This window comes from Comamonas aquatica NBRC 14918, from assembly GCF_000739875.1.
GTDB classification, from domain to species: domain Bacteria; phylum Pseudomonadota; class Gammaproteobacteria; order Burkholderiales; family Burkholderiaceae_C; genus Comamonas; species Comamonas aquatica.
Genome location: NZ_BBJR01000067.1, coordinates 12,250 through 34,127, shown reverse-complemented (window position 1 = coordinate 34,127; position 21,878 = coordinate 12,250). Strand labels below are relative to the sequence as shown.

The 21,878-nt window shown below is 67.0% G+C and carries 21 protein-coding genes; 12 read left to right on the top strand and 9 right to left on the bottom strand.

What is annotated here, in order from left to right; all coding sequences use genetic code 11:
* On the top strand, positions 1–271 hold a 271-nt coding region (locus CA2_RS15050; RefSeq protein WP_042419127.1), incomplete at its 5' end, for an integrase core domain-containing protein.
* A 131-nt stretch (positions 272–402) separates the two neighbouring features.
* Here CA2_RS15050 and gatB read toward each other — a convergent pair.
* The 3 genes from gatB to gatC all read right to left on the bottom strand — a co-directional run bounded on the left by gatB (position 403) and on the right by gatC (position 3,790).
* Positions 403–1,848 (bottom strand): Asp-tRNA(Asn)/Glu-tRNA(Gln) amidotransferase subunit GatB, encoded by a 1,446-nt coding sequence (gatB, locus tag CA2_RS15045; RefSeq protein ID WP_042419123.1) that lies wholly within the window; start codon positions 1,846–1,848, stop codon positions 403–405.
* A 118-nt stretch (positions 1,849–1,966) separates the two neighbouring features.
* Positions 1,967–3,469, bottom strand: a complete 1,503-nt coding sequence (gene gatA, locus CA2_RS15040) for an Asp-tRNA(Asn)/Glu-tRNA(Gln) amidotransferase subunit GatA (RefSeq protein WP_042419120.1) — start codon at positions 3,467–3,469, stop codon at positions 1,967–1,969.
* A 21-nt stretch (positions 3,470–3,490) separates the two neighbouring features.
* Positions 3,491–3,790 carry an Asp-tRNA(Asn)/Glu-tRNA(Gln) amidotransferase subunit GatC gene (gene gatC, locus CA2_RS15035; protein WP_042419117.1) on the bottom strand — a complete coding sequence of 100 codons (300 nt, stop codon included), beginning with the start codon at positions 3,788–3,790 and terminating at the stop codon, positions 3,491–3,493.
* A gap of 222 nt (positions 3,791–4,012) precedes the next feature.
* Between gatC and CA2_RS15030 the strand changes: the two genes are divergently transcribed.
* The 4 genes from CA2_RS15030 (at position 4,013) to mrdA (ending at position 8,834) form a co-directional block, all read left to right on the top strand.
* Positions 4,013–5,056 carry a rod shape-determining protein gene (locus tag CA2_RS15030; protein WP_042419115.1) on the top strand — a complete coding sequence of 348 codons (1,044 nt, stop codon included), beginning with the start codon at positions 4,013–4,015 and terminating at the stop codon, positions 5,054–5,056.
* A gap of 150 nt (positions 5,057–5,206) precedes the next feature.
* Positions 5,207–6,199, top strand: coding sequence for a rod shape-determining protein MreC (gene mreC / locus CA2_RS15025; protein ID WP_070356658.1), 993 nt, complete (start codon positions 5,207–5,209; stop codon positions 6,197–6,199).
* Positions 6,196–6,714: a rod shape-determining protein MreD gene (mreD, locus tag CA2_RS15020; RefSeq protein ID WP_042419113.1), complete on the top strand. Its 519-nt coding sequence runs from the start codon at positions 6,196–6,198 to the stop codon at positions 6,712–6,714. The genes mreC and mreD overlap by 4 nt, the downstream gene beginning before the upstream one ends.
* A gap of 62 nt (positions 6,715–6,776) precedes the next feature.
* Positions 6,777–8,834, top strand: a complete 2,058-nt coding sequence (gene mrdA, locus CA2_RS15015) for a penicillin-binding protein 2 (protein ID WP_081889030.1) — start codon at positions 6,777–6,779, stop codon at positions 8,832–8,834.
* Between the two features lie 394 nt (positions 8,835–9,228).
* Here mrdA and CA2_RS15010 read toward each other — a convergent pair whose 3' ends face one another.
* The 5 genes from CA2_RS15010 to CA2_RS14990 form a co-directional block, all read right to left on the bottom strand.
* Entirely contained in the window at positions 9,229–10,155 is a 927-nt protein-coding gene (locus CA2_RS15010; protein ID WP_042419111.1) for a DMT family transporter, read from the bottom strand.
* Positions 10,156–10,276: 121 nt separating this feature from the next.
* A complete protein-coding gene (locus tag CA2_RS15005; protein WP_042419110.1) occupies positions 10,277–11,032 on the bottom strand; it encodes an amino acid ABC transporter ATP-binding protein in 756 nt (251 codons plus the stop codon).
* Entirely contained in the window at positions 11,029–11,811 is a 783-nt protein-coding gene (locus CA2_RS15000) for an amino acid ABC transporter permease (RefSeq protein ID WP_042419108.1), read from the bottom strand. Before CA2_RS15000 ends, CA2_RS15005 begins: the two co-directional genes overlap by 4 nt.
* Positions 11,812–11,924: 113 nt before the next feature.
* The gene (locus CA2_RS14995; protein WP_042419106.1) at positions 11,925–12,695 is read right to left on the bottom strand and encodes an ABC transporter substrate-binding protein; all 771 of its coding nucleotides are present in this window, start codon (positions 12,693–12,695) and stop codon (positions 11,925–11,927) included.
* Between the two features lie 291 nt (positions 12,696–12,986).
* Positions 12,987–13,745 (bottom strand): sulfite exporter TauE/SafE family protein, encoded by a 759-nt coding sequence (locus tag CA2_RS14990; RefSeq protein ID WP_042419104.1) that lies wholly within the window; start codon positions 13,743–13,745, stop codon positions 12,987–12,989.
* 349 nt (positions 13,746–14,094) lie between these two features.
* On the opposite strand from CA2_RS14990, the gene CA2_RS14985 reads away from it, so the two are divergent.
* Together CA2_RS14985 and CA2_RS14980 are read left to right on the top strand one after the other, a co-directional pair.
* The gene (locus tag CA2_RS14985) at positions 14,095–15,402 is read left to right on the top strand and encodes an ammonium transporter (protein WP_156106087.1); all 1,308 of its coding nucleotides are present in this window, start codon (positions 14,095–14,097) and stop codon (positions 15,400–15,402) included.
* 41 nt (positions 15,403–15,443) lie between these two features.
* Complete coding sequence (locus tag CA2_RS14980) at positions 15,444–15,764, top strand: hypothetical protein (RefSeq protein ID WP_042419096.1); 321 nt, start codon at positions 15,444–15,446, stop codon at positions 15,762–15,764.
* Positions 15,765–15,894: 130 nt separating this feature from the next.
* Here the strand turns inward: CA2_RS14980 and CA2_RS14975 are convergent, their stop codons facing one another.
* The gene (locus CA2_RS14975) at positions 15,895–17,616 is read right to left on the bottom strand and encodes a GMC family oxidoreductase (RefSeq protein ID WP_042419093.1); all 1,722 of its coding nucleotides are present in this window, start codon (positions 17,614–17,616) and stop codon (positions 15,895–15,897) included.
* Between the two features lie 220 nt (positions 17,617–17,836).
* Here CA2_RS14975 and CA2_RS14970 point away from each other — a divergent pair, with 220 nt between their 5' ends.
* The 5 genes from CA2_RS14970 to CA2_RS14950 all read left to right on the top strand — a co-directional run bounded on the left by CA2_RS14970 (position 17,837) and on the right by CA2_RS14950 (position 21,794).
* On the top strand, positions 17,837–18,964 hold the full coding sequence (locus CA2_RS14970; protein WP_042419091.1) for an MlaE family ABC transporter permease: 1,128 nt from the start codon (positions 17,837–17,839) through the stop codon (positions 18,962–18,964).
* Between the two features lie 3 nt (positions 18,965–18,967).
* Positions 18,968–19,780 carry an ABC transporter ATP-binding protein gene (locus CA2_RS14965; RefSeq protein WP_042419088.1) on the top strand — a complete coding sequence of 271 codons (813 nt, stop codon included), beginning with the start codon at positions 18,968–18,970 and terminating at the stop codon, positions 19,778–19,780.
* 3 nt (positions 19,781–19,783) lie between these two features.
* Positions 19,784–20,740 carry an MlaD family protein gene (locus CA2_RS14960; protein WP_042419084.1) on the top strand — a complete coding sequence of 319 codons (957 nt, stop codon included), beginning with the start codon at positions 19,784–19,786 and terminating at the stop codon, positions 20,738–20,740.
* 11 nt (positions 20,741–20,751) lie between these two features.
* On the top strand, positions 20,752–21,402 hold the full coding sequence (locus CA2_RS14955) for an ABC-type transport auxiliary lipoprotein family protein (protein WP_052369961.1): 651 nt from the start codon (positions 20,752–20,754) through the stop codon (positions 21,400–21,402).
* A gap of 173 nt (positions 21,403–21,575) precedes the next feature.
* On the top strand, positions 21,576–21,794 hold the full coding sequence (locus CA2_RS14950; protein WP_042419078.1) for a CsbD family protein: 219 nt from the start codon (positions 21,576–21,578) through the stop codon (positions 21,792–21,794).
* Positions 21,795–21,878 lie beyond the last annotated feature (84 nt).

The following is a 21,878-nucleotide window of genomic DNA, read 5'->3' as shown; positions in this document are numbered from 1 at the left end:
ACTGGTGTTCACCAGCCGCAGCTACACGGCCTTGGTCAAAAGCTATGGCCTGCAGCAGGAGTTCATCACCCCGTATAGCCCGGAGCAAAACGGCATGGTCGAGCGCGTGATCAGAACGCTCAAAGACCAATGCGTACACCGCCACCGCTTCGAGACACTGCAGCACGCCAGTCGTGTGATCGCAGATTGGATCGGCTTTTATAACCACCGGCGCCCTCATCAGGCGCTGGGCATGAAGACTCCCGCTGAGGCTTATGCTTTAGCAGCCTGACCTGTGCAGAAACCGCTGGGTCAATACAAGCAAGCGCCAGCAGCTATCAATCTGTGCACGACCAATAAAAAAGCCTCCCGAAGGAGGCTTTTTTTGTGCAGCACAGCAGCTGCAACCAGCAAGCTACAGGCTTATGCCAGCTTGGCCTTGAGCAGCTCATTGACCTGCCCAGGGTTCGCCTTGCCCTTGGACGCCTTCATCACCTGCCCCACCAGGGCGTTGAACGCCTTGTCCTTGCCCGCGCGGTATTGCTCCACGTTGCCGGGGTTGGCGGCGATCACCTCGTCGATGATGGCTTCCAGCGCGCCGGTGTCGTTCATTTGCTTGAGGCCCTTGGCTTCAATCACGGCGTCGACATCGCGGCCTTCACCGGTCCACAGCGCTTCAAACACCTGCTTGGCGGCGTTGTTGCTGATCGTGCCGTCGCTGATGCGGCCGATCAGGGCGGCCAGCTGTTCGCTGCTGACCTTGACCGCGTCCATGCCGATTTCCTCGGTGTTCAGGCGGCGCGAGATTTCGCCCATCACCCAGTTGCTGGCCAGCTTGGCCTGGCCGCAGGCCTGGGCGGTGCGCTCAAAGTAGGCGGCCATGGCTTGCGACTGGGTCAGTGTGGTGGCATCGTACTCGGGCAGCGCGTATTGCTCCACAAAGCGGGCGGCCATGGCGCGGGGCAGCTCGGGCATCGCGCTCTTGACTTCCTGCACCCAGCTGTCGGCCACGACCAGCGGTGGCAGGTCGGGGTCGGGGAAGTAGCGGTAGTCGGCCGCGTCTTCCTTGGTGCGCATGGCGCGGGTTTCGCCCGTGTCGGGGTTGAACAGCACGGTGGCCTGCTGGATCTCGTAGCCGTCTTCAATCTGCTCGATCTGCCAGCGAATTTCGTAGTCGATGGCGATCTGCATGTTCTTGAACGAGTTCAAGTTCTTGATCTCGCGGCGGGTGCCCAGCGGCTGGCCGGGCTTGCGCACGGACACGTTGGCGTCGCAGCGGAAGCTGCCTTCCTGCATGTTGCCGTCGCAAATGCCAATCCAGGTCACGATCTTGTGCAGTTCCTTGGCGTAGGCCACGGCTTCTTCGGTGCTGCGGATATCGGGCTCGGTCACGATTTCCAGCAGGGGCGTGCCCGCACGGTTCAGGTCAATGCCAGATTCGGTGGGGAACTGGTCGTGCACGGACTTGCCCGCGTCTTCTTCCAGGTGGGCGCGCACCAGGCGCACGGTGTGCAGCTTGTCGCCGACGTAGAAGCTGACCTCACCGCCTTGCACCACGGGAATCTCGAACTGGGAGATCTGGTAGCCCTTGGGCAGGTCGGGGTAGAAGTAGTTTTTGCGCGCGAAGATCGAGCGGGGCGCAATGTGGCTGCCCAGCGCCAAGCCGAGCTTGATGGCGCATTCCACGGCTTTTTTGTTCATCACCGGCAGGGTGCCGGGCAGGGCCAGGTCCACGGAGCAGGCTTGTGTGTTGGGCTCGGCACCAAAGGCGGTGCTGGCGCGGCTGAAGATTTTGGAGTGGGTCGCCAGTTGGGCGTGGGTTTCAAAGCCGATGACGACTTCGTACCCGTGGATCAGTTTCGCAGTCATGTTGTGAACGTGTCCTTGCTGCAATCAATCGGGGCTGGCAGGGCAGGCTGGGCGCGAGGCATTGTGGGTGTTTTTGGCCTCTGGCGCTGATGCAGCCTGCACTGGCAGCTATGAAGTTTTAAATGCCTGCGGGGCGCTGCAGGTGAAAGTCCGTGGCCTGCTGGAAGCGGTGCGCAGCGTTGAGCAGCTTGCCCTCGGCAAAGTAGTTGCCGATCAGCTGCAGGCCCACGGGCAGGCCGCCGTCGCCAAAACCGGCGGGCAGGCTCAAACCGGGCAGGCCGGCCAGCGAGGCGGGCAGGGTGAACACGTCGGCCAGGTAGTTGCTGACGGGGTCGGCCTTGCCACCAATCGCCCAGGCGGTGGTGGGCGCGGCGGCACCGGCAATCACGTCGCATTCCTTGAACGCGGCCTGGAAGTCGTCGGCAATCATGCGGCGGATCTTCTGCGCCTGCAGGTAGTAGGCGTCGTAGTAGCCTTCGCTCAGTACATAGGCGCCGATCATGATGCGGCGCTTGACCTCATCGCCAAAGCCTTCGGCACGGGTCTTCTTGTACATGTCGTTCAGGTCGGCAAAGTTTTTGGCGCGGTGGCCGAACTTCACACCGTCAAAGCGCGACAGGTTGGACGAGGCCTCGGCCGGCGCCAGGATGTAGTACACGGGCACGGACAGTTCGGTGCGGGGCAGGCTGATCGTCACCAGCTTGGCGCCCAGCTTTTCGTATTCCTTCAGCGCAGCATCCACGGCAGTGCGCACGTCGGCGCTCAAACCTTCACCAAAGAACTCTGCAGGCACGCCAATGCGCAGGCCTTCGATGCTGTCGTTGAGCTTGGCCGTGAAGTCTTCGGCAGGCACGTCGAGGCTGGTGGAGTCACGGTCCAGGTCGGGGCCGCACATCTCGGACAGCAGCAGCGCGCAGTCTTCGGCACTGCGGCCCATGGGGCCAGCCTGGTCGAGCGACGAGGCAAACGCGATCATGCCGTAGCGGCTAGCGCGGCCATAGGTGGGTTTGATGCCGGTGATGCCGCAGAACGAGGCGGGCTGGCGGATCGATCCACCGGTGTCGGTGCCGGTGACCGCAGGGGCCAGACGGGCAGCCACGGCGGCGGCGGAACCTCCGGAGGAACCACCGGGCACGCGCTCGGGGTTCCAGGGGTTGCGCACGGGCTGGGGCGCATTAAACCCCACGGGGGCGATGGCGGAGTTCTCGTTGGCGCCGCCCATGGCGAATTCGTCGCAGTTGAGCTTGCCCAGGGTCACCATGCCGGCGCCACCTTCCGTGACACCCAGCTTGCGCACCACGGTGGCGTCAAACGGCGACTGGTAGCCGGCCAGCATCTTGCTGGCGGCGGTGGTGGGGAAGTCCTGGGTGACGAAGATGTCCTTGTGCGCGATCGGCACGCCAGCCAGGCGGCCGCCCTGGCCGGAGGCGATCAGCGCATCGGCCGCCCGGGCCTGGGCCAGGGTGGTGGCTTCGTCGATAGCCACAAAGGCACCAAGGTTTTGGTGCGCCTGGGCGCGTGCCAGGAAATGCTGGGCCGCTTCGACGGCGGAGACGTGTTTGTTCTTCAGCTGGGCGGCCAGCTCGGCCACGCTCAGGTGGTGCAGTTCGGTAGTGCTCATGGGAAATGCTGTGCCTTGCGCTTATTCGATGACCTTGGGCACGAGGAACAAGCCCTCGCCTTGCGCAGGGGCGTTGCGCATATTGGCCTCACGCTGGTTGGGTTCACTGGCCACATCCTCGCGCAGGCGCAGGGCGATGTCCTGGATGGCTGCCACGGGGTGGGCCAGCGGCTGCACGCCCGAGGTATCCACAGCCTGCATTTTCTCGACGATGCCGAAAAATCCGTTCAATTGCGATAGCATGCGCTCACTTTCTTTTGGAGAGAGGGCAAGCCGCGCCAAGTTGGCGATGCGGTCAATGTCTTGGGAGGTGAGTGCCATAGGTTTTCTGCGGTTCGAAACCGGATGTAAAGCTGTCAGACGGCATGCGCCGCCATGAGTTATTCACAGGGGATACGGTATTATCTTGTCTTTGCACGATTCGCACCCCAGCAGGGTGGTGATTGTGTAGAAAAGCCAATCCCTGATTCCCCCTGATTCCTGTTGATCTACACCCCGGCGATGGCAGGCCGAAGCGCATGCTGTGCCTGAGAGGAAAATTGAATGTTCGGAGCTTTCCGTCGGTACTTCTCCACCGATCTGGCCATTGACCTTGGCACTGCCAACACCCTGATCTTCGCCCGCGACAAGGGCATTGTGCTGGACGAGCCTTCCGTGGTCGCCATCCGCCACGAAGGCGGTCCCCACGGCAAGAAGGTGATCCAGGCCGTCGGCGCCGAAGCCAAGGCCATGCTGGGCAAGGTGCCCGGCAACATCGAAGCTATCCGCCCGATGAAAGACGGTGTGATCGCCGACTTCGTGATCACCGAGCAGATGATCAAGCAGTTCATCAAGATGGTGCACCCCCGCAATGTGATGACGCCCAGCCCGCGCATCATCATCTGCGTGCCCTGCGGCTCAACCCAGGTGGAGCGCCGCGCCATCAAGGACGCCGCCGAAGCAGCCGGTGCCACGGCCGTGTACCTGATCGAGGAACCCATGGCTGCCGGTATCGGCGCCGGTCTGCCCGTGTCGGAAGCCTCCGGTTCGATGGTGGTGGACATCGGTGGCGGCACCACCGAAGTGGGCGTGATCTCGCTGGGTGGCATGGTCTACAAGGGCTCGGTGCGCGTCGGTGGTGACAAGTTCGACGAAGCCATCATCAGCTACATCCGCCGCAACTACGGCATGCTGATCGGCGAACCCACGGCGGAACTGATCAAGAAGCAGATCGGCTCGGCCTTCCCCGGCTCCGAAGTCAAGGAACTGGAAGTCAAGGGCCGCAACCTGTCCGAAGGTGTGCCCCGCAGCTTCACCATCAGCTCCAACGAGGTGCTGGAAGCCCTGACCGAGCCGCTGAACCAGATCGTGTCGGCCGTGAAGAACGCGCTGGAGCAGACGCCGCCCGAACTGGGCGCCGACATTGCCGAGCGCGGCATGATGCTGACCGGTGGTGGCGCGCTGCTGCGTGACCTGGACCGCCTGCTGGCCGAGGAAACCGGCCTGCCCGTACTGGTGGCCGAAGAGCCCCTGACCTGCGTGGTGCGCGGTTGCGGCATGGCGCTGGACAGCCTGGACCGCCAAGGCAGCATCTTCACCAGCGACTGATGCGCTTGACGGCCTGCCGCGCGGCCCTGGATGCCCTGGCGGTAGGCCCTGATTGGAATGGTTCTCCATGTTCTCTGTGAAAGCTCGCGCAGTCAGCAGGTCGGGCGGTTTGCCCGTTCGTGAAATGCCACATCCCATGAGGGGGGCGGCATGAGCCTGAGAACGCTGGAGCGCGACGCGCCCTCCCTCTTCAAGCACGGCACCTCGCCCACGACACGGGTGCTGCTGCTCAGCGCCCTGTCCGTGATGCTGATGCTGGCCGACGTGCGCTTCAAGCTCACCGAGCCCGTGCGCCAGGCCGTCTCCGTGGTGCTGTTTCCCCTGCAATGGGCGGTGATGCAGCCCGTGGGCTGGCTGTCCAGCGGCAAGGCCTATTTCGGCGATCTGCATGCCGCCCAGGCCGAGGCCGTGGAGGCACGCCGCCTGATGACCGAGATGACCATCAAGGCCCACAATGCCGAGCAGCTGCTGGAAGAAAACCAGCAACTGCGCAGCCTGCTGGGCCTGCGTCCCCGCCTGGTGGTGCCCACCGTGGCAGCCGAGGTCATGTACGAAACCCCGGACAGCTACACGCGCCGCGTGGTGCTGGACAAGGGCCAGGTGGCCGGCGTCGAGCCCGGCAGCCCGGTGATGGACGATGTCGGGGTGCTGGGGCAGGTGACCCGCGTGCAGCCGTTCTCCAGCGAGGTGACCCTGCTGTCCGACCGGGACCAGGTGATTCCGGTGATGGTGGAGCGCACTGGCGTGCGGGGCGTGGCCTATGGCGATGCCTCCAACCTGCGCACCGACGGCATGGAGCTGCGCTTCATGCCCAATGATGCGGATGTGCAGGTGGGCGACGAACTGGTCACCAGTGGCGTGGACGGTGTCTACATGGCCGGCTTGCCGGTGGCCCGCGTGATCGAGGTCGAGCGGCGCAACCAGTCGCCCTTCATGCGCATCTACTGCGAACCCGTGGCCCGCCTGGACGGCGCGCGCCACGTGATGGTGCTGACGCCGCTGAACGTGCTGAAGGCCGCCCATGTGCCCGAGGTGCAGCCCAGCGTGCCCACGCCGCAGGAGGCCAAGGCGCAGCGCGAAGACAAATCTGCCCAGCGCCGTGCCGGCGCCAGCAACCTGCCAGGACCAGGAGCCCAGCCATGATCATGCCGCGCGGTCAGCAACTGCTGATGCCGGTCAAGCCCGGTTTCATCGTCTTCAGCATTGCCCTGGTGTTTCTGCTGAGCCTGCTGCCCCTGGGCGGCTTTGTCTGGATGCCCGATCTGCTGATGATGGTGCTGGCCTTCTGGGCGCTGCACCATCCGCACCGCCTGGGCATGGGGGTGGCGTTTGTGCTGGGCCTGGGGGTCGATGTGCAGCAGACGGCCTTGCTGGGTCAGCATGCGCTTACTTATGTGTTGGTGGTCTATGCCTCGCAGCGTGCCAGCCGGCGCATGATGTGGTTCTCGCCGCTGACCCAGGCGCTGCAGGTGCTGCCCATGTTTGCCGGCGCCCACCTGCTGCAGATGCTGATCCGCATGGTGGCGGGTGGCATGTTCCCCGGCTTCTCGGTGGCCCTGGCCCCGGTGCTGGAGACACTGCTGTGGCCCCTGCTGAGCGCCGTGCTGCTGGCGCCGCAGCGCCGCGCCCCCGATGCGGACAGCAACCGTCCGCTGTAAGGGCTGTCTGATGCCGGGCTTCTTCCGCTTTCTTCCCGCCCTGGGCACTTGCAGGAGCTGCCATGGGCCGGTTTGAGGTACGCAACAGCGAAGCCGAGCAGTACAAGTTCCGGCTGCGCGTCGGCGCGGTGGCCTTGCTGGTGCTGCTGCTGTTCTGCATTCTGCTGTTCCGCCTGTTCGTGCTGCAGGTGGTGCGCCACGACGCCTTTGCCGAGCGCGCCGAGAACAACCGCACGGCCGTGGTGCCCATCGTGCCCAACCGGGGCCAGATCCTGGACCGCAACGGCATCGTGCTGGCGACCAACTATTCGGCCTACACGCTGGAGATCACGCGTTCCAAGGTCAAGGACATGGACGAGACCATCGACGCCCTGTCTGAGCTGGTGGAGATCACGCCCCGCGACCGGCGCAAGTTCCGCCGCCTGATGGAGGATTCCAAGCGCTTCGAGTCCGTGCCGCTGCGCAGCCGCCTGTCCGACGAGGAAGTGGCGCGCTTCGCGGCCCAGCGCTGGCGCTTTCCCGGCGTGGACATCAAGGCCCGCTGGTTCCGCAACTACCCGTTGCAGGACGTGGCCGGCCACGTGGTGGGCTACATCGGCCGCATCAACCAGAAAGAGCAGGAAGCGCTGGAGGACAGCGACGACTATGCGAACTACCGCGGCACCGAAGTCATCGGCAAGCTGGGCATCGAGCAAAGCTACGAAAAGCAGCTGCACGGCCTGACCGGCTGGGAGCAGTTGGAGACCACGGCCGGCGGCTTTGCCGTGCGCCGCCTCAACAGCCGTCCGGCCACGCCGGGCGACTCGGTGGTGCTGACCCTGGATGTGGGCCTGCAAAAGCTGGTGGAAGACCTGTATGGCGAGCGCCGCGGCGCGCTGGTGGCCATCGACCCGCGCAATGGCGAAGTGCTGGCCATGGTCAGCAAGCCGTCCTACGACCTGAACCTGTTCGTCGACGGTATCGACCAGGAAAACTGGGACCTGCTGAACAACTCCATCGACCGCCCGCTGCTCAACCGTGCGCTGCGTGGCACCTACCCGCCAGGTTCCACCTACAAGCCGTTCATGGCCTTGGCCGGCCTGGAGTCGGGCAAGCGCAAGGTGGACACCACCATCCAGGACAACGGCAGCTGGACCTTTGGCGGCCACACCTTCCGCTCAGGCCACCCCAACGGGCCGACCAACCTGCGCCGCTCCATCATCAAATCGTCCAACGTGTACTACTACATGCTGGCCAACGACATGGGCGTGGACATGATCCACGACTACCTCTCGCCCATGGGCTTTGGCAGGCCGACCGGCATCGATGTGCAGGGCGAAGGCCGTGGCGTGCTGCCTAGCACCGAGTGGAAGCGCAACACCTACAAGCGCCCCGAGCAGCGCAAGTGGTATGCGGGCGAAACCATCTCCCTGGGTATCGGCCAGGGCTACAACCACTTCACCCTGCTGCAGGTGGCCAACGCCACCGCCATGCTGGCCAACCATGGCGTGCAGCACCGCCCGCACCTGGGCAAGGCGACGCTGGGGGCGGTCTCGCGCCAGTACGAGGCGCTGTACAAGGAGCCGGGCACGCCCATGGGCTACAAGCCCGAGCACGTCGAAGCCGTGCGCAGCGCGGTGGCAGCCGTGACGGTCGAAGGCACGGCTCGCCGTGTGTTCGCCGGGGCGCCCTACACCTCGGGCGGCAAGACGGGGACGGCGCAGGCCGTGACCATTGGCCAGAAGGACAAGTACAACGCGGCCAAGCTGGCCGAGCACCAGCGCGACCACTCGCTGTACATGGCCTATGCCCCGGCCGAAAACCCCAAGATCGCCCTGGCGCTGATCGTGGAAAACGCGGGCTTCGGCGCCGCTGCGGCCGCGCCGATTGCGCGGCGGGTCTTCGACTACTGGTTGCTGGACCATTACCCCAGCGAAGAAGACATGGCTGCCATGCGCAAGGGCCAGGCCACCACCCCCATTGGCACACCACGCAGTGGCAAGGAGATGATGGCCCGCTACGAGCGCGTGGACCTGCCCAGCCTGAGGGCGCCGCGCGCCCTCGAAACCTTGAGCGGCGGCGACCTGGCGGTGCCGCACGCACAGGACAGCAATCCGGCCGAGCCCGAGGTCGAGGACTGAGCGCCAGTCCGGGTGGGCCGGACAGCTTGGGCTATCCGGGCGCCGCGTGGGCCGCAGCGCCAGCCCTTGCAGGCAGTCACCGATGGGGGGCACATCCAGCACCGGCAGGTCGGGCGCGATGTGCCGCACCGGGCGTGCCGTCCGGGATGGTGCTGCCCCGCCCACGCGCGCAGACGCTGGCAGTCGGCCGCACGCCATCTCCCGCCACGGCAGGATCGACGGCCCCAGGCGCTGGGGCCATGCAGGCGCGCATGCCGCCAATACCGCGTGGCGGGCGTTGTCCCTGCAGGGCACAAGCGCCAGTCCTTCTACGGGATCGGGTGCTCAGCCTTGCATGGCGCGCAGCACAGGCGCGTGCGCACCCCGCCTGCAGCACGGTATTGGGCGTCAGGCGTCAGGCGTTGGGCTTTGCCGTGGCCGGAGGCAGGCTGCGGGCACGTGGTGCAGCCTGCGGTGGCGTCGACTGGCTGAAGATCAGCGCCACCACCATCAGCGCTGCGCCGCACAGGGCCAGCGCGCCCATGCGCTCGTCGATCAGCCACCAGGCGGTCAGCGCGGCAAACACCGGCTCCAGCCCGAAGACGATGGCGCTGCGCATGGCGTCCAGCCGCTGCTGGCCCCAGGCCTGCAGCACCACCACCAGGGCGCTGGCCACCAGGCCCAGGTAGGCGATGGCCAGCCAGGCGTCGGGGGACAGGGCCTGTGCCTGCGTCTGCAGCCGCTCGAACCCCTGGGGCTGCAGCCACAGCATCAGCGTGGTGCAGGTCCACATCGAGCCGGCCAGCGCCGCCGCCATGCGCGTGGCGCGCAGGGGGGCCGCCTGGTGGCGCCGCGCGGCGGCCTCCAGCCCGAGGATGTACAGGGCGTAGACCACGGCGCTGCACAGCGTCAGCGTGTCGCCCCGGTTCCAGGGCGTGTCCTCGAAGAACATCAGGCACATGCCGGCCACGGCCAGGGCGCAGGCGGCCCAGACCTGCCAGCCGGTGCGGCGGCGCAGCACCAGCCAGGCGATCAACGGCACCAGCAGCACGTTCAGTCCAGTGACGAAGGCGTTGCGGTTGCTGGTGGTCAGCGCCAGGCCTTCGATCTGCAGCCAGAAGGCCAGGAAGTTCAGCACCCCCAGGCCCAGGCCCCAGCGCCATTCGGCACGCCGGATGCCGCGCCACAGCGGCAGCAGTACCAGGGCCGCCAGGCCGAAGCGCAGCCAGATGATCTGCAGCGCCGACAGGTCGGTGGACAGCTGCTTCATGGCGGGGAAGGTGGTGCCCCAGACCACGGTGACGGTCAGCAGGGCCGCCAGGCCCAGGCGTTCGGTGCGCATGCGATGTGTGAAAAAAGGAGCGGTTTGCGCGCGCATTTGCTGGGTTTCATGGTCTAAACAGTCTGAAATCCAGGAATGACAAGCGCCAACTGCTCCTGATTATGGTGATGGCGGGGTGCGCCTAGTGGGCCATGCGGCCGATGAAGGCGGCGATGCGTTCGTTGCCCGGGCGGGCAAAGAACTCGGCCGGCGGGGCCTCGTGCGCGATCTGGCCCTGGTCGAAGAACATCACGCGGTCGGCCACCTCGCGGGCAAAGCCCATCTCGTGGGTGACGACGATCATGGTCATGCCCTCGCGGGCCAGGCCGCGCATCACCTCCAGCACCTCCTGCACCATCTCCGGGTCCAGGGCGCTGGTGGGCTCGTCGAACAGCATGACCTGCGGCTGCATGGCCAGGGCGCGCGCAATCGCCACGCGCTGCTGCTGGCCGCCGGACAGCTGCCAGGGGTACTTGTGCGCATGGGCGGCCATGCCCACGCGCTCCAGCAGCTGCAGGGCCTGGGCGTTGGCCGTGGCGCGCGGCGTCTTGCGGATGCGGCGCGGCGCCAGGGTCACGTTGTCCAGCACGGTCATGTGGCCGAACAGGTTGAACTGCTGGAACACCATGCCGACTTCGCAGCGCTGTTGCTGCAGCGTGGCCTCGTGGTCCGTGACCTCCACGCCGGCGATGGTGATGCGCCCGCCGTCGTGCGGCTCCAGGCGGTTCAGCGCGCGCAGCAGCGTGGACTTGCCCGAGCCCGAGGCGCCGATGATCACGGTCACCTCGCCCTGGCAGAACTGGGTGGACACGCCCTTCAGCACCTGGTGCGCACCAAACGACTTGGTGACACGCTCGCAGACGATGTAGGGCGTGCGGGTGTTGGCAGCATGGCTCACTTCTGGCGGCCCTCCACGTCAAAGCGGTATTCGATGGCGGCGGTGACCTGGGTCACCAGCGTGGTCAGCACCAGGTAGGTGAGGCCGACGGTGATCAGCGTCTCCACCGGCTGGAAGGTGGACGACTGGATGCGGTTGCCGACGTTGGTCAGCTCCACCACGCCGATGGCGTAGGCCAGCGACGAGTCCTTGAGCAGGGCCACGAAGTTGCTGACCAGGGGCGGCAGCGCAATCTTGAACGCCTGGGGAAAGACCACGTCCAGGAACACCCGCCCCTTGGGCAGGCCCAGGGCACGGGCGGCCTCGGTCTGGCCGCGCGGCACGGCGTTCAGGCCGGCGCGCACGGCTTCGGCGTTGTAGGCACCGACGTTCAGCGCCAGGGCCACGCAGGCGGCGGCAAAGTCCGGCAGGTTCAGGCCCGGCACCAGCACCGGCAGGGCGAAGTACATGAACAGGATCTGCACCAGCAGCGGCGTGCCACGGATGATCCAGACATAGGCGCCGGCCACGCTGCGCAGCACGGCATGGCCAGAGGTGCGCGCCACGGCGGCCAGCACGCCCAACAGCAGGCCGGCCGCGCCGCTGACCAGGGTCAGGTACAGCGTGGTGCGGGCGCCATCGGCAAATTCGGCGGCGTGGTCGCCGATGGGTTCGGGCAGCAGGGCCAGCAGCTCGCCCAGCAGGGCGACGACCACCACCATCAGCAACAGGGCGGTGACCAGGGTGGCATTGCTGCGCTGGGTGCGGCTCCAGTGCGAGGGCCAAAGTGCAGTGAGCATGGAAAGAACAGCAGGTTAAACAACGCAAAAACGCCCTGGGGGCCAAAGCCTCAGGGCGTCATGGGGCGGCGTGCCAGGCACCCGGCCTGGCGATCACACCGCCCGGGCAGGTTTTATTGTGGGCAGCGAATGTCTTCCTGGAACCACTTGTGCGAGATCTTGGCGTAGCTGCCGTCCTTCAGGGAGGCGGCAAAGGCCTGGTTCCAGGCGGCGGCCAGGGGCTGGTTGTCCTTGGCCACGGCGGCGGCAATGCGCTCGACGAACAGCAGCTCGCCCTGGTGGAACTTGATCTTGGGGTTCTTGGCCAGCATTTCCTTGGCCAGGAAGCGCTCGGTCACCCAGGCGTCGGCGCGCTGGGTCATCAGGGCGTTCATCGCGGCTTCGTTGGTGGGGAAGTTCACCACGCGCTTCACGCCGGGCACGTTCTTTTGCACGTAGTCCAGGTAGGTGGTGCCGGTCTGGGCCGACACGGTCTTGCCGGCCAGGTCCTTGGCGCCCTGGATGCTGGCGTCGCGGGCGATCACCTGCGCACCCGAGCAGTAGTGCGGGGCGGTGAAGGTGATGGCCTTCTCGCGCTCGGGCGTGATGCCGTGCGACGAGATGACCAGGTCCCAGCGGTCCTGCTTCAGGCCGGTCAGCAGGGCATCGAAGGAAATCGTCTTCCACTCGAACTTCAGGCCCATCTTCTGGGCCAGGTGTTCGGCCAGATCGACTTCGAAGCCGGTCAGCTTCTTGCCCTCAAAGTAGGCGAAGGGGGCGTAGTAGCCTTCGGTGGCCAGACGCAGGGTGCCGTCCTTCTGGATGGCTTCAAGGGGACGTGCCTGGGCTACCGAGGTGCCCAGCAGAGCCAGCGCAGCGGCGGCAATGACGGAAAAGCGTTGCATGAAAGAGGTGCTCCTGGCGCCATCGCGCTGGCAAGGGCCCCGGCCCCATGCGGATGGGGCGCCGCTCACAGCGATGCAGCGGTCAAGAAAGGAGGGGGCTGTAGCCGCCGGACCGCCGGTCTGAGGACATCAGACCATCACAGCGGTGGGCCGGGCTACGCCGCAAAGCGGTGGTGCGCATGCACCAAGAATGTGCGGCTCGTCAGGCGAAGCAGGCTGCCATTATAAAAGCCGGCCAGCGTCCGTGCAGACGGCAGGCCTCGCCACTGACGGGGGATGTGCCGCGCCGGCTCAGGCGCCGAAGGCGTCCCAGCCGGTTTTGCAGATCAGCAGGCTGACCACCACGATGAAGATCACGCGCACAAAGCCGGCGCCGTGGCGCAGCGCCATCCAGGTGCCCAGCACGCTGCCCAGCACGTTGGCGATCGCCAGCGGCACGGCAAAGTGCCACCAGACATGGCCCTTGAGCGCGAACAGCACGATGGCCGCCAGGTTGGTGGTGACGTTCATCAGCTTGGCGTTGATTGACGCATTCAGGAAGTCATAGCCCAGCAGACGCACCAGCAGGAAGACGAAGAAGCTGCCCGTGCCCGGGCCGAAGAAGCCGTCGTAAAAGCCAATGACCAGGCCGATGCCGGCCGTCAGCGATTGCGTGGTGCGCAGGCTGTGCATGGGGGTGTGCTCGCGCCCCAGCTCCTTCTTGGCCAGGGTGTAGAGCAGCACGCCCAGCAGGATGAAGGGCAGCAGCTTGCGCAGGAAGTCGGGGTTGACCAGGGTGACTGCCCAGGCGCCGCTGAATGCGCCCACCCCGGCAGCCACGATGCCGGGGATGATCATCGGCCAGGTGATGCTGATGCGCCGGCTGTACTGCCAGGTCGACATCGCCGTGCCCCAGACGGCGGCGCTCTTGTTGGTGCCAAACAGGGTGGCGGGGGCCGCGTGCGGGAAGGCGGCAAACATTGCGGGCACCAGAATCAGTCCGCCACCACCCACGATGGCATCCACGAAACCGGCCAGGGCCGAAGCCAGAGAGACAAAAATCCATTCCATGATGGGCGCTGATTGTGCGCTGTTCACGGAGCGCTAAAACACAAATAAAAAGCGCCGGTCTGGCCGGCGCTGGGGGAAAGGCATCTCATTGGTGGATGCTTTATAGATATTGGTCTGGTTGTGGATCGAGTTGTCTCCTCGGGCCCTCCTTGCTGCACCTTGGTGCGCGCTAGAGTGGTGTGGACTGTAGACCCTGCGTTGGTTTGGTGCATCGGGGATTTCCCGCAAGCTGGTGGTGCGGTGTGTGACGGCCGAATGACACTGTGCGCGGTGGGTGTTTGGCGGCCGGTGTGCAGGCATGGCTTGTGCTTGGCTGGCGGCAACAACACTGCGGGGGAGCGACATGGAGATGCGAAGCAGGTGGGGCCGTCTGGCCTCGGGCGTGGCGCTGCTGGCCCTGCTGCCAGCGGCCGGGCAGGCCCAGCAGATGGTGGGGTTTGCGGCCATCGACAAGGCCGACACGGTCTGGGTGCTGGTGGCCACGGCCCTGGTGCTGCTGATGACGCTGCCCGGCGTGGCCCTGTTCTACGCGGGCATGGTGCGCCGCAAGAATGTGCTCAACACCCTGGCGGCGGTGCTGGGCGCGGCCTGTGTGGTCAGCGTGGTGTGGTTTGCCGTGGGCTATTCGCTGGCGTTCACCCCGTCCTCGCGCTGGATTGGCGGGCTGGAGCGGTTGTGGTTCGGGGGCCTGGACTACCAGCTGGCGCAGCAGCAACTGGCGGTCAGCCACATGGCGCCGCACATCCCCGAGGCGGCCTACGCCCTGTTCCAGCTGACCTTCGCCATCATCACGGCGGCCCTGATCGTCGGCGCCCTGGTGGAGCGCATGCGCTTTGTGGCGCTGATGCTGTTCATGGCGCTGTGGACCCTGCTGGTCTACGTGCCCGTGGCGCACTGGGTGTGGGAGCCGGGCGGCTGGCTGGCGCGCATGGGCGCGCTGGACTTCGCCGGCGGCGCCGTGGTGCACGTGAACGCCGGCGCGGCGGGCCTGGCCTGCGCCTGCTACCTGGGCAAGCGCACGGGCTATGGGCGCGAGGCCTTCCAGCCCTACAACCTGGGCTGGACCATGCTGGGCGCCTGCCTGTTGTGGGTGGGCTGGTTCGGCTTCAACGGCGGCTCGGCCCTGGCGGCCGACGGGCGCGCGGCCCTGGCCATGGTGGTCACGCACCTGGCCGCGGCCGGTGGTGCCCTGGGCTGGGCGCTGGGCGAATGGCTGCTGCACCGCCGCATGTCGGTGCTGGGCCTGTGCTCGGGGCTGGTGGCCGGGCTGGTGGCAGTGACCCCGGCGGCGGGCTTTGTGGACATGGGCGCGGGCCTGCTGATCGGCGCCATCGCCGGGCTGGTCTGCTACTGGGGGGCCACGGGTTTCAAGCGCTGGCTGGGGGCCGATGACTCGCTGGATGTGTTCGGCGTGCATGGCATCGGCGGCATCGTCGGTTCGCTGCTGACCGGGGTGCTGGTCAGCGGCACGATTTCCGGGGCCAGCGGCAACCTGCTGGCGCAGTCCGTGGCGGTGGTCGCGGTGGCGGCGTTCAGCTTTGCCGCCACCTGTGTGCTGATGTGGCTGACCGACCGCCTGGTGGGCGTGCGCGTGGATGCCCAGGCCGAGCAGCAGGGCCTGGACATCAGCGAGCACCGCGAACACGTGGGCGCCTGACCCACCCGGCGGCCTGGGCCGCCAGCACAAGGAGGATGCCGATGGCGAACACCGAACGCATGGCCGCAGCCGCCCACCTGCACGTGGCGCTGCGGCGCAAGGCGGGCCGCGTGACCGATACCGACTGGATGGCGCTCAACGACGAGTACGCCCGCGAGATCGTGCGCGTGGCGCGGGCCCGCGCGGCGGAGGACGGCGATGCCGCGCTGGCCGGGCTGGCCGACCGGCTGGCGGCCCTGCTGGACGCCGGGGCAGCGGCCCCCGCCCCGGCGGTGCCGCTGGTGGAGCGTGTGGCGCACCGCCTGCGCGATGCGGCCCCGCCGGGCGACGAGGCCGGGCGCTACATCGGCGGGTTGCGGTAGCGGGGGAGTCCTGAAAAAGGAGCTGGTTGCGCACGGAAAGTCTAGATTTCAGCGCTGTTTAGTGCCGAAGTTGGCTTTTGATCAGCGCAGGCAGCTCACTTTTTAATCTTGCCGACGGCAGCGGGACCGTTCACACGGTCAGCGCCTGGGCCGGTGCTTCGGGGGCGGCCGCCGCCAGGGGCGTCTGGCCCTCGCGCGCCTTGCGTTCGGCGCGGATCCAGCCGGCGGCCTTTTCCGCCAGCATCAGCGTCGGGCTGTTGGTGTTGCCGCTGGTGATGGTGGGCATGGCCCCGGCATCCACCACGCGCAGCGCCTGCACGCCGCGCACGCGCAGGCGGCTGTCCAGCACGGCCATGGGGTCGTCGTCGCGGCCCATCTTGGTGGTGCCCACGGGGTGGAAGATGGTGGTGGCAATGTCGCCTGCCAGGCGGATCAGCTCCTCGTCGCTCTGGTACTGGGTGCCGGGCTTCCATTCCTCGGGGGCATACTGCGCCAGTGCCGGCTGGCTGACGATGCGGCGCGTCACGCGCAGGCTGTCGGCCGCCACCTGCTGGTCCTGGGCGGTGCTCAGGTAGTTGGGTGCAATTGCCGGCGCGTCCTCGAAGTTCGGGCTCTTGATGTGCACCGTGCCACGGCTGGTGGGGTTGAGGTTGCAGACGCTGGCGGTGAAGGCCGGGAAGCTGTGCAGCGGCTCGCCAAACGCATCCAGCGACAGGGGTTGCACGTGGTACTGCAGGTTGGGGTGCTCCAGCTCGGGGCGGCTGCGCGTGAAGGCGCCCAGCTGCGAGGGCGCCATGCTCATCGGGCCGGTGCGGCGCAGCAGGTATTCCATGCCGATGCGCAGCTTGCCCCAGGGGCTGGCCGCCAGGGTGTTGAGGGTGAGCGCATCGCGCACCTTGTAGACCGAGCGGATCTGCAGGTGGTCCTGCAGGTTGGCGCCCACGCCGGGCAGGTCCAGCGTGACCGGGATGCCGGCCTGGTGCAGCACCTGGGCCGGGCCGATGCCCGACAGCTGCAGCAGTTGCGGCGAGTTGACGGCCCCGGCGCAGACGATCACTTCCTCGGTGGCCGTCAGGTGGGCCAGTTCGTCGCCGGTCCAGACCTTGACGCCGGTGCAGCGCAGCGCGCCATCGGCCTGGCGCTCCACCACCAGGCGCGTGGCCTGGGCCATGGTCCACATCTCGAAGTTGGGGCGGCCATAGCACTTGGGGCGCAGAAAGGCCTTGGCCGTGTTCCAGCGCCAGCCGTCCTTCTGGTTCACTTCGAAATAGCCCACGCCCTCGTTGTCACCGCCGTTGAAGTCCTGCGTGGCCGGGATGCCGGCCTGCTGCGCCGCCTGGGAGAACGCATCCAGGATGTCCCAGCGCAGGCGCTGCTTCTCGACGCGCCACTCGCCCTTGTGGCCGTGCAGGCTGGCGAAGGCCGGGTTGGGCGGCTGGCCCTCGTCCAGGCGCCAGTGGCTTTCGTGTTTCATGAAGGCCGGCAGCACCTGCTCCCAGCGCCAGCTGTCGTCGCCGGTCAGTCCGGCCCACTGGTCGTAGTCGCGCGCCTGGCCGCGCATGTAGATCATGCCGTTGATGCTGGAGCAGCCGCCCAGCGTCTTGCCGCGCGGGTAGCGCAGGCTGCGGCCGTTGAGCCCGGCGTCGGCCTCGGTCTGGTAGAGCCAGTCGGTGCGGGGGTTGCCGATGCAGTGCAGGTAGCCGACGGGAATGTGGATCCAGTGGTAATCGTCCTTGCGGCCGGCTTCGATCAGCAGGACGCGCACGTTGCGGTCGGCGCTGAGGCGGTTGCACAGCAGGGCGCCTGCAGTGCCGCCTCCGATGACGATGTAGTCGAAAGAGGTGTCACTCATGAAGCAAGCCCGTGTGACCGGGCATCAATCGGCCTCCGGATTGGAAACCGTGGTTCCATTGTGTGGAATGCCCCGGGGCTGTCGATAGGGAAAGCGTGTAGTCTTGGTCTGACGATTTCGGTGTTGCACTGCAAAATGCACCGGCTGCTGGCTTGCGTTCCGTGGTTCGCGGCCGGGGCCAAAGCTTGTAAGCTGGCAGCGCTTCGACTTTTTTCACGCCATGACCGATACCCTTCCCCGTTTGCAGACCCTCCAGGACGCCGAAGGCGCCTGGGTGCAGTTGCAGGGGCGCTGGGGCGCGGCGGAGTTGGGCCAGCGCCCGGTGTGGCAACAGCTGCAGCGCGCCCTGCGCAGCCATCCGGCGGATGCCGCCACGGGCTGGGACCTGCAGGCACTGCAATGGCTGGACCACATCGGCGCCCAGCTGCTGTGGCGCCACTGGCAGTACGCCTGGCCGCAGCGGGTGCGCCTGACCGATGCCCAGCGCACCATGCTGGCGCGCGTGGCCGCCCTGCGCCAGGCACCCGTGCCGGCACCGGCCCCGCTGTGCATGATGGACCGGGTGAACCAGCTGGGCCTGCTGGTGCTGCACGCGCTGGACCATTTCCAGCACCTGGTGGAGCTGGTGGGGCAGTTGGTGCTGGACATAGTCCGCCTGCTGCGCGATCCGCGCAAAGGGCCTTGGCGCGATTTTTCCGGCCACCTGTACAGCATGGGGGCCACGGCGCTGCCGATCACGGCCCTGGTGGGCTTTCTGATCGGCGTGGTGCTGGCCTACCTGATGGCGCTGCAACTGCGCCAGTTCGGCGCCGAGGCCTTCATCGTGAACATCCTGGGCATCTCGCTGATCCGCGAGCTGGGGCCGCTGCTGGGCGCCATCCTGGTGGCCGGGCGCTCGGGTTCGGCCATCACGGCGCAGATCGGCGTGATGCGCGTGACCGAGGAGCTGGACGCCATGCAGGTCATGGGCATCCGCCATGGCTTTCGCCTGGTCATGCCACGCGCGCTGGCGCTGGCGCTGGCCATGCCGCTGATCAGCCTGTGGACCACGCTGGCAGCGCTGGCGGGCGGCATGCTGGCGGCCGACATGACCATGGGCATCTCGGCCGGCTACTTTCTGCAGGCGCTGCCGGATGCGGTGGAGATCGGCAACCTGGTGCTGGCCATGGCCAAGTCGGTGGTGTTCGGGGTGTTCATCGCGCTGATCGGCTGCCACTGGGGGCTGCGCGTGCAGCCCAACACCCAGAGCCTGGGCGCGGGCACGACGGCCTCGGTGGTGTCGTCCATCACCATGGTGATCGTGGTCGACGCCCTGTTCGCCATCGCTTTCAAGGATGTGGGGTTCTGAGCCATGACTGCAGCCGCATCCCCCCGCCCGCAGACGCCCCGCGCCATGGTGCAGGTCGACAAGCTGTGGAGCGTGTTCGGCGAGGGCGACAACGCCTTTGCCGTGCACCAGGACCTGGACCTGACCGTGTACCAGGGCGACATGCTGTCCATCGTCGGTGGCTCGGGCACGGGCAAGACGGTGCTGCTGCGCCAGATCCTGGGGCTGCTGCAGCCGGGGCGCGGCACGGTGACCACGCTGGGGCGGCCGGCGGCCGAGCTGTGCACCGAAGGCGCAGCCACCCGCGTCGGCATGCTGTTCCAGCACGGGGCGCTGTACTCGGCCTTCAACGTGCTGGAGAACATCGGCTTTGCCCTGCGCGAGCTGGGCACGCTGCCCGCGGCCATGGTTGACGAGGCCGCCATGGTCAAGCTGCGCATGGTCGGCCTCCAGCCCGAGCACGCCACGCGCATGCCGGCCGACCTGTCCGGTGGTATGGTCAAGCGGGTGGCCTTGGCGCGTGCCCTGATCATGGACCCGCCGCTGCTGCTGCTGGACGAGCCGACGGCCGGGCTGGACCCGACCAGCTCCGACGAGTTCTGCGCCCTGCTGCGCGAGCTGCGTGTCGAGTTGGGGCTGACCGTGGTCATGGTCACGCACGACCTGGACACGCTGTTTGCCTTGTCCAGCCGCGTGGCGGTGCTGGCCGAGAAACGCGTGCTGGTGACCGGAACGCCGCAGGAGGTGGCGCAATTTCCGCACCCCTTCATCACCACTTTCTTCCAGGGCGAGCGGGGTCGCCGTGCCATGGCACCCGCTCCGCAAGGAGGGCATTGAGCAATGGAAAACAAATCACACGCCATGGCGGCCGGCAGCTTCGTGCTGGCGCTGCTGGTCCTGCTGGGGGCGCTGGCCCTGTGGCTGACGCGCGACCGCCACGACTACACCTTGTACGAAATGTCCACCGGCGACACCATCAGCGGCCTGCAGAACCAGGCCACGGTGCGCTACAAGGGCGTGGCCGTGGGCAAGGTGACCGAGATCACCTTCGACCAGGCGCAGCAGGGCAATGTGCTGATCCGCATCGCGGTTGACAGCAAGGCCCCGGTCTCGCCCACCACCACCTTCGGCATGCTGGGCTACCAGGGCGTGACCGGGATTGCGCACATCCAGCTGGACGACGTGACCGAGCCCATGGCGGCCCTGCCCGAGGGCCCCGACGGCATTCCGCGGCTGTTGATGAAGTCCTCGCCGCTGAGCGTGCTGGCCGACCAGGGCATGACCATCCTGAGCAAGGTCGACGAGGCCACCCGGCGCATCAACCAGTTGCTGGGGGATGACAACCAGGAGCGCTTCAGCAGCCTGCTGCTCAACCTCTCGGATGCGGCCAGCAATGTCAGCGGCGTGACCCGCTCCATGCACACCACCTTGCAGCAGGAGCTGCCCGGCATGACCCAGGATGCACGCCGTGCCCTGCAGGCCATGGAAAAGGCCGGGCAGGAAGCCGGCGCGCTGGCGCAGGAGGTGCGGCGCATGGCCACGACCGTGCAAGGCCCGGACGGCGCCCTGGCGCGGATCACCGAAGGCTCGCAGGCCATGGCACGGGCGGCCGAGCGCCTGGACCGTGCCACCTTGCCCGGCATCAGCCAGGCTGCCAGCGATGTCTCCTCGGCCGCGCGCCGCATGGGCAGTGCCGCGGCGGGGATTGGCGACAACCCCCAGTCCCTGTTGTATGGGGTGGATGCCGGACAGCCTGGGCCCGGCGAGCCCGGTTTTGTGGCCCCTGCGGCCCAGTAAGGAAGATGCATATGCGCGCACTGATCACTCCACGCCGCGCCTGGTGCTGGGCGGCGGTCGTCTGGCTGGCGGGCTGCAGCACCCTGCCCCGGCCGCCCCAGGCCGTGACCCGCTATGACCTGGGGGCACCGGCCGCGCTGGCGGCGCCGCCGGCCGTGGCCTTGCCGGCCGTGGCGCTGGGGCCCGTGCAGGCGCCCTTGCTGTCCGATGGCAGCACCCTGGTGCATTACCGCTTGGCGTATGCGGATGCGCAGGTTTTGCGCGCCTACACCCAGGCGCGCTGGAGCGTGCCGCCTGCGCAGATGGTGCAGCAGCGCTTGCGCGAACACCTGACCCAGGGTGGGCGCGTGGTGCTGTCGGCGGCCCCGGGCGAAGCCCCGCCCAGCGTGCAGGGGCGGCAGGTGCCTGTGTTGCGCCTGGCGCTGGAGGAGTTCAGCCATGTCTTCACCACCGCCCAGGACAGCGTGGGCTGGGTGCGCGTGCGCGCCACCCTGGTGGACCCCGCGCCGCAGGGCGATGTGCTGTTGGCCCAGCGGGTGCTGGAGGTGCGCCAGCCCGCGTCGGCACCGAACGCCGCGGCCGGGGTGCAGGCCCTGGCCCAGGGGGTGGATGTGCTGGGGGGCACCCTCACCCAGTGGCTGCAAACCGTGTCCAAGCGTTAAACGCTCTCTGGCACACCGGGTCGGTCTGGTCCGACCGGCCCTGTCCCGCATCGACGACACGCTGCGCCATGAATTTTTTTTAAAGTGACTTTTCGCGCTGCAGGAATGTGAATGTGTTGATTTTTACGCATTCCATGTGCAGCAAATATTGATTTCACGCTGAGGAAAATTCCATGAATGAAGACCGTATCCAAGGAAACTGGAAGCAATTCAAGGGCAAGATTCGCGAGCAGTGGGGCAAGCTGACCGACGACGATGTGGACGTGATCGCCGGCAAGCGCGACCAGTTCCTGGGCAAGCTGCAGGAGCGCCATGGCCTGGCCAAGGAAGAGGCGGAAAAGCAGCTGGCCGAATGGCACAAGCGCCACCCCGACTTCCGTTTTGACCGCTGATCCATAGTCGCCCGCAAGGGGACGCCGCCTCCGGCCGCAATTCCGCCCGCAGGTGCGCACCCACCCTGTCTCAGCCCCAGCCCC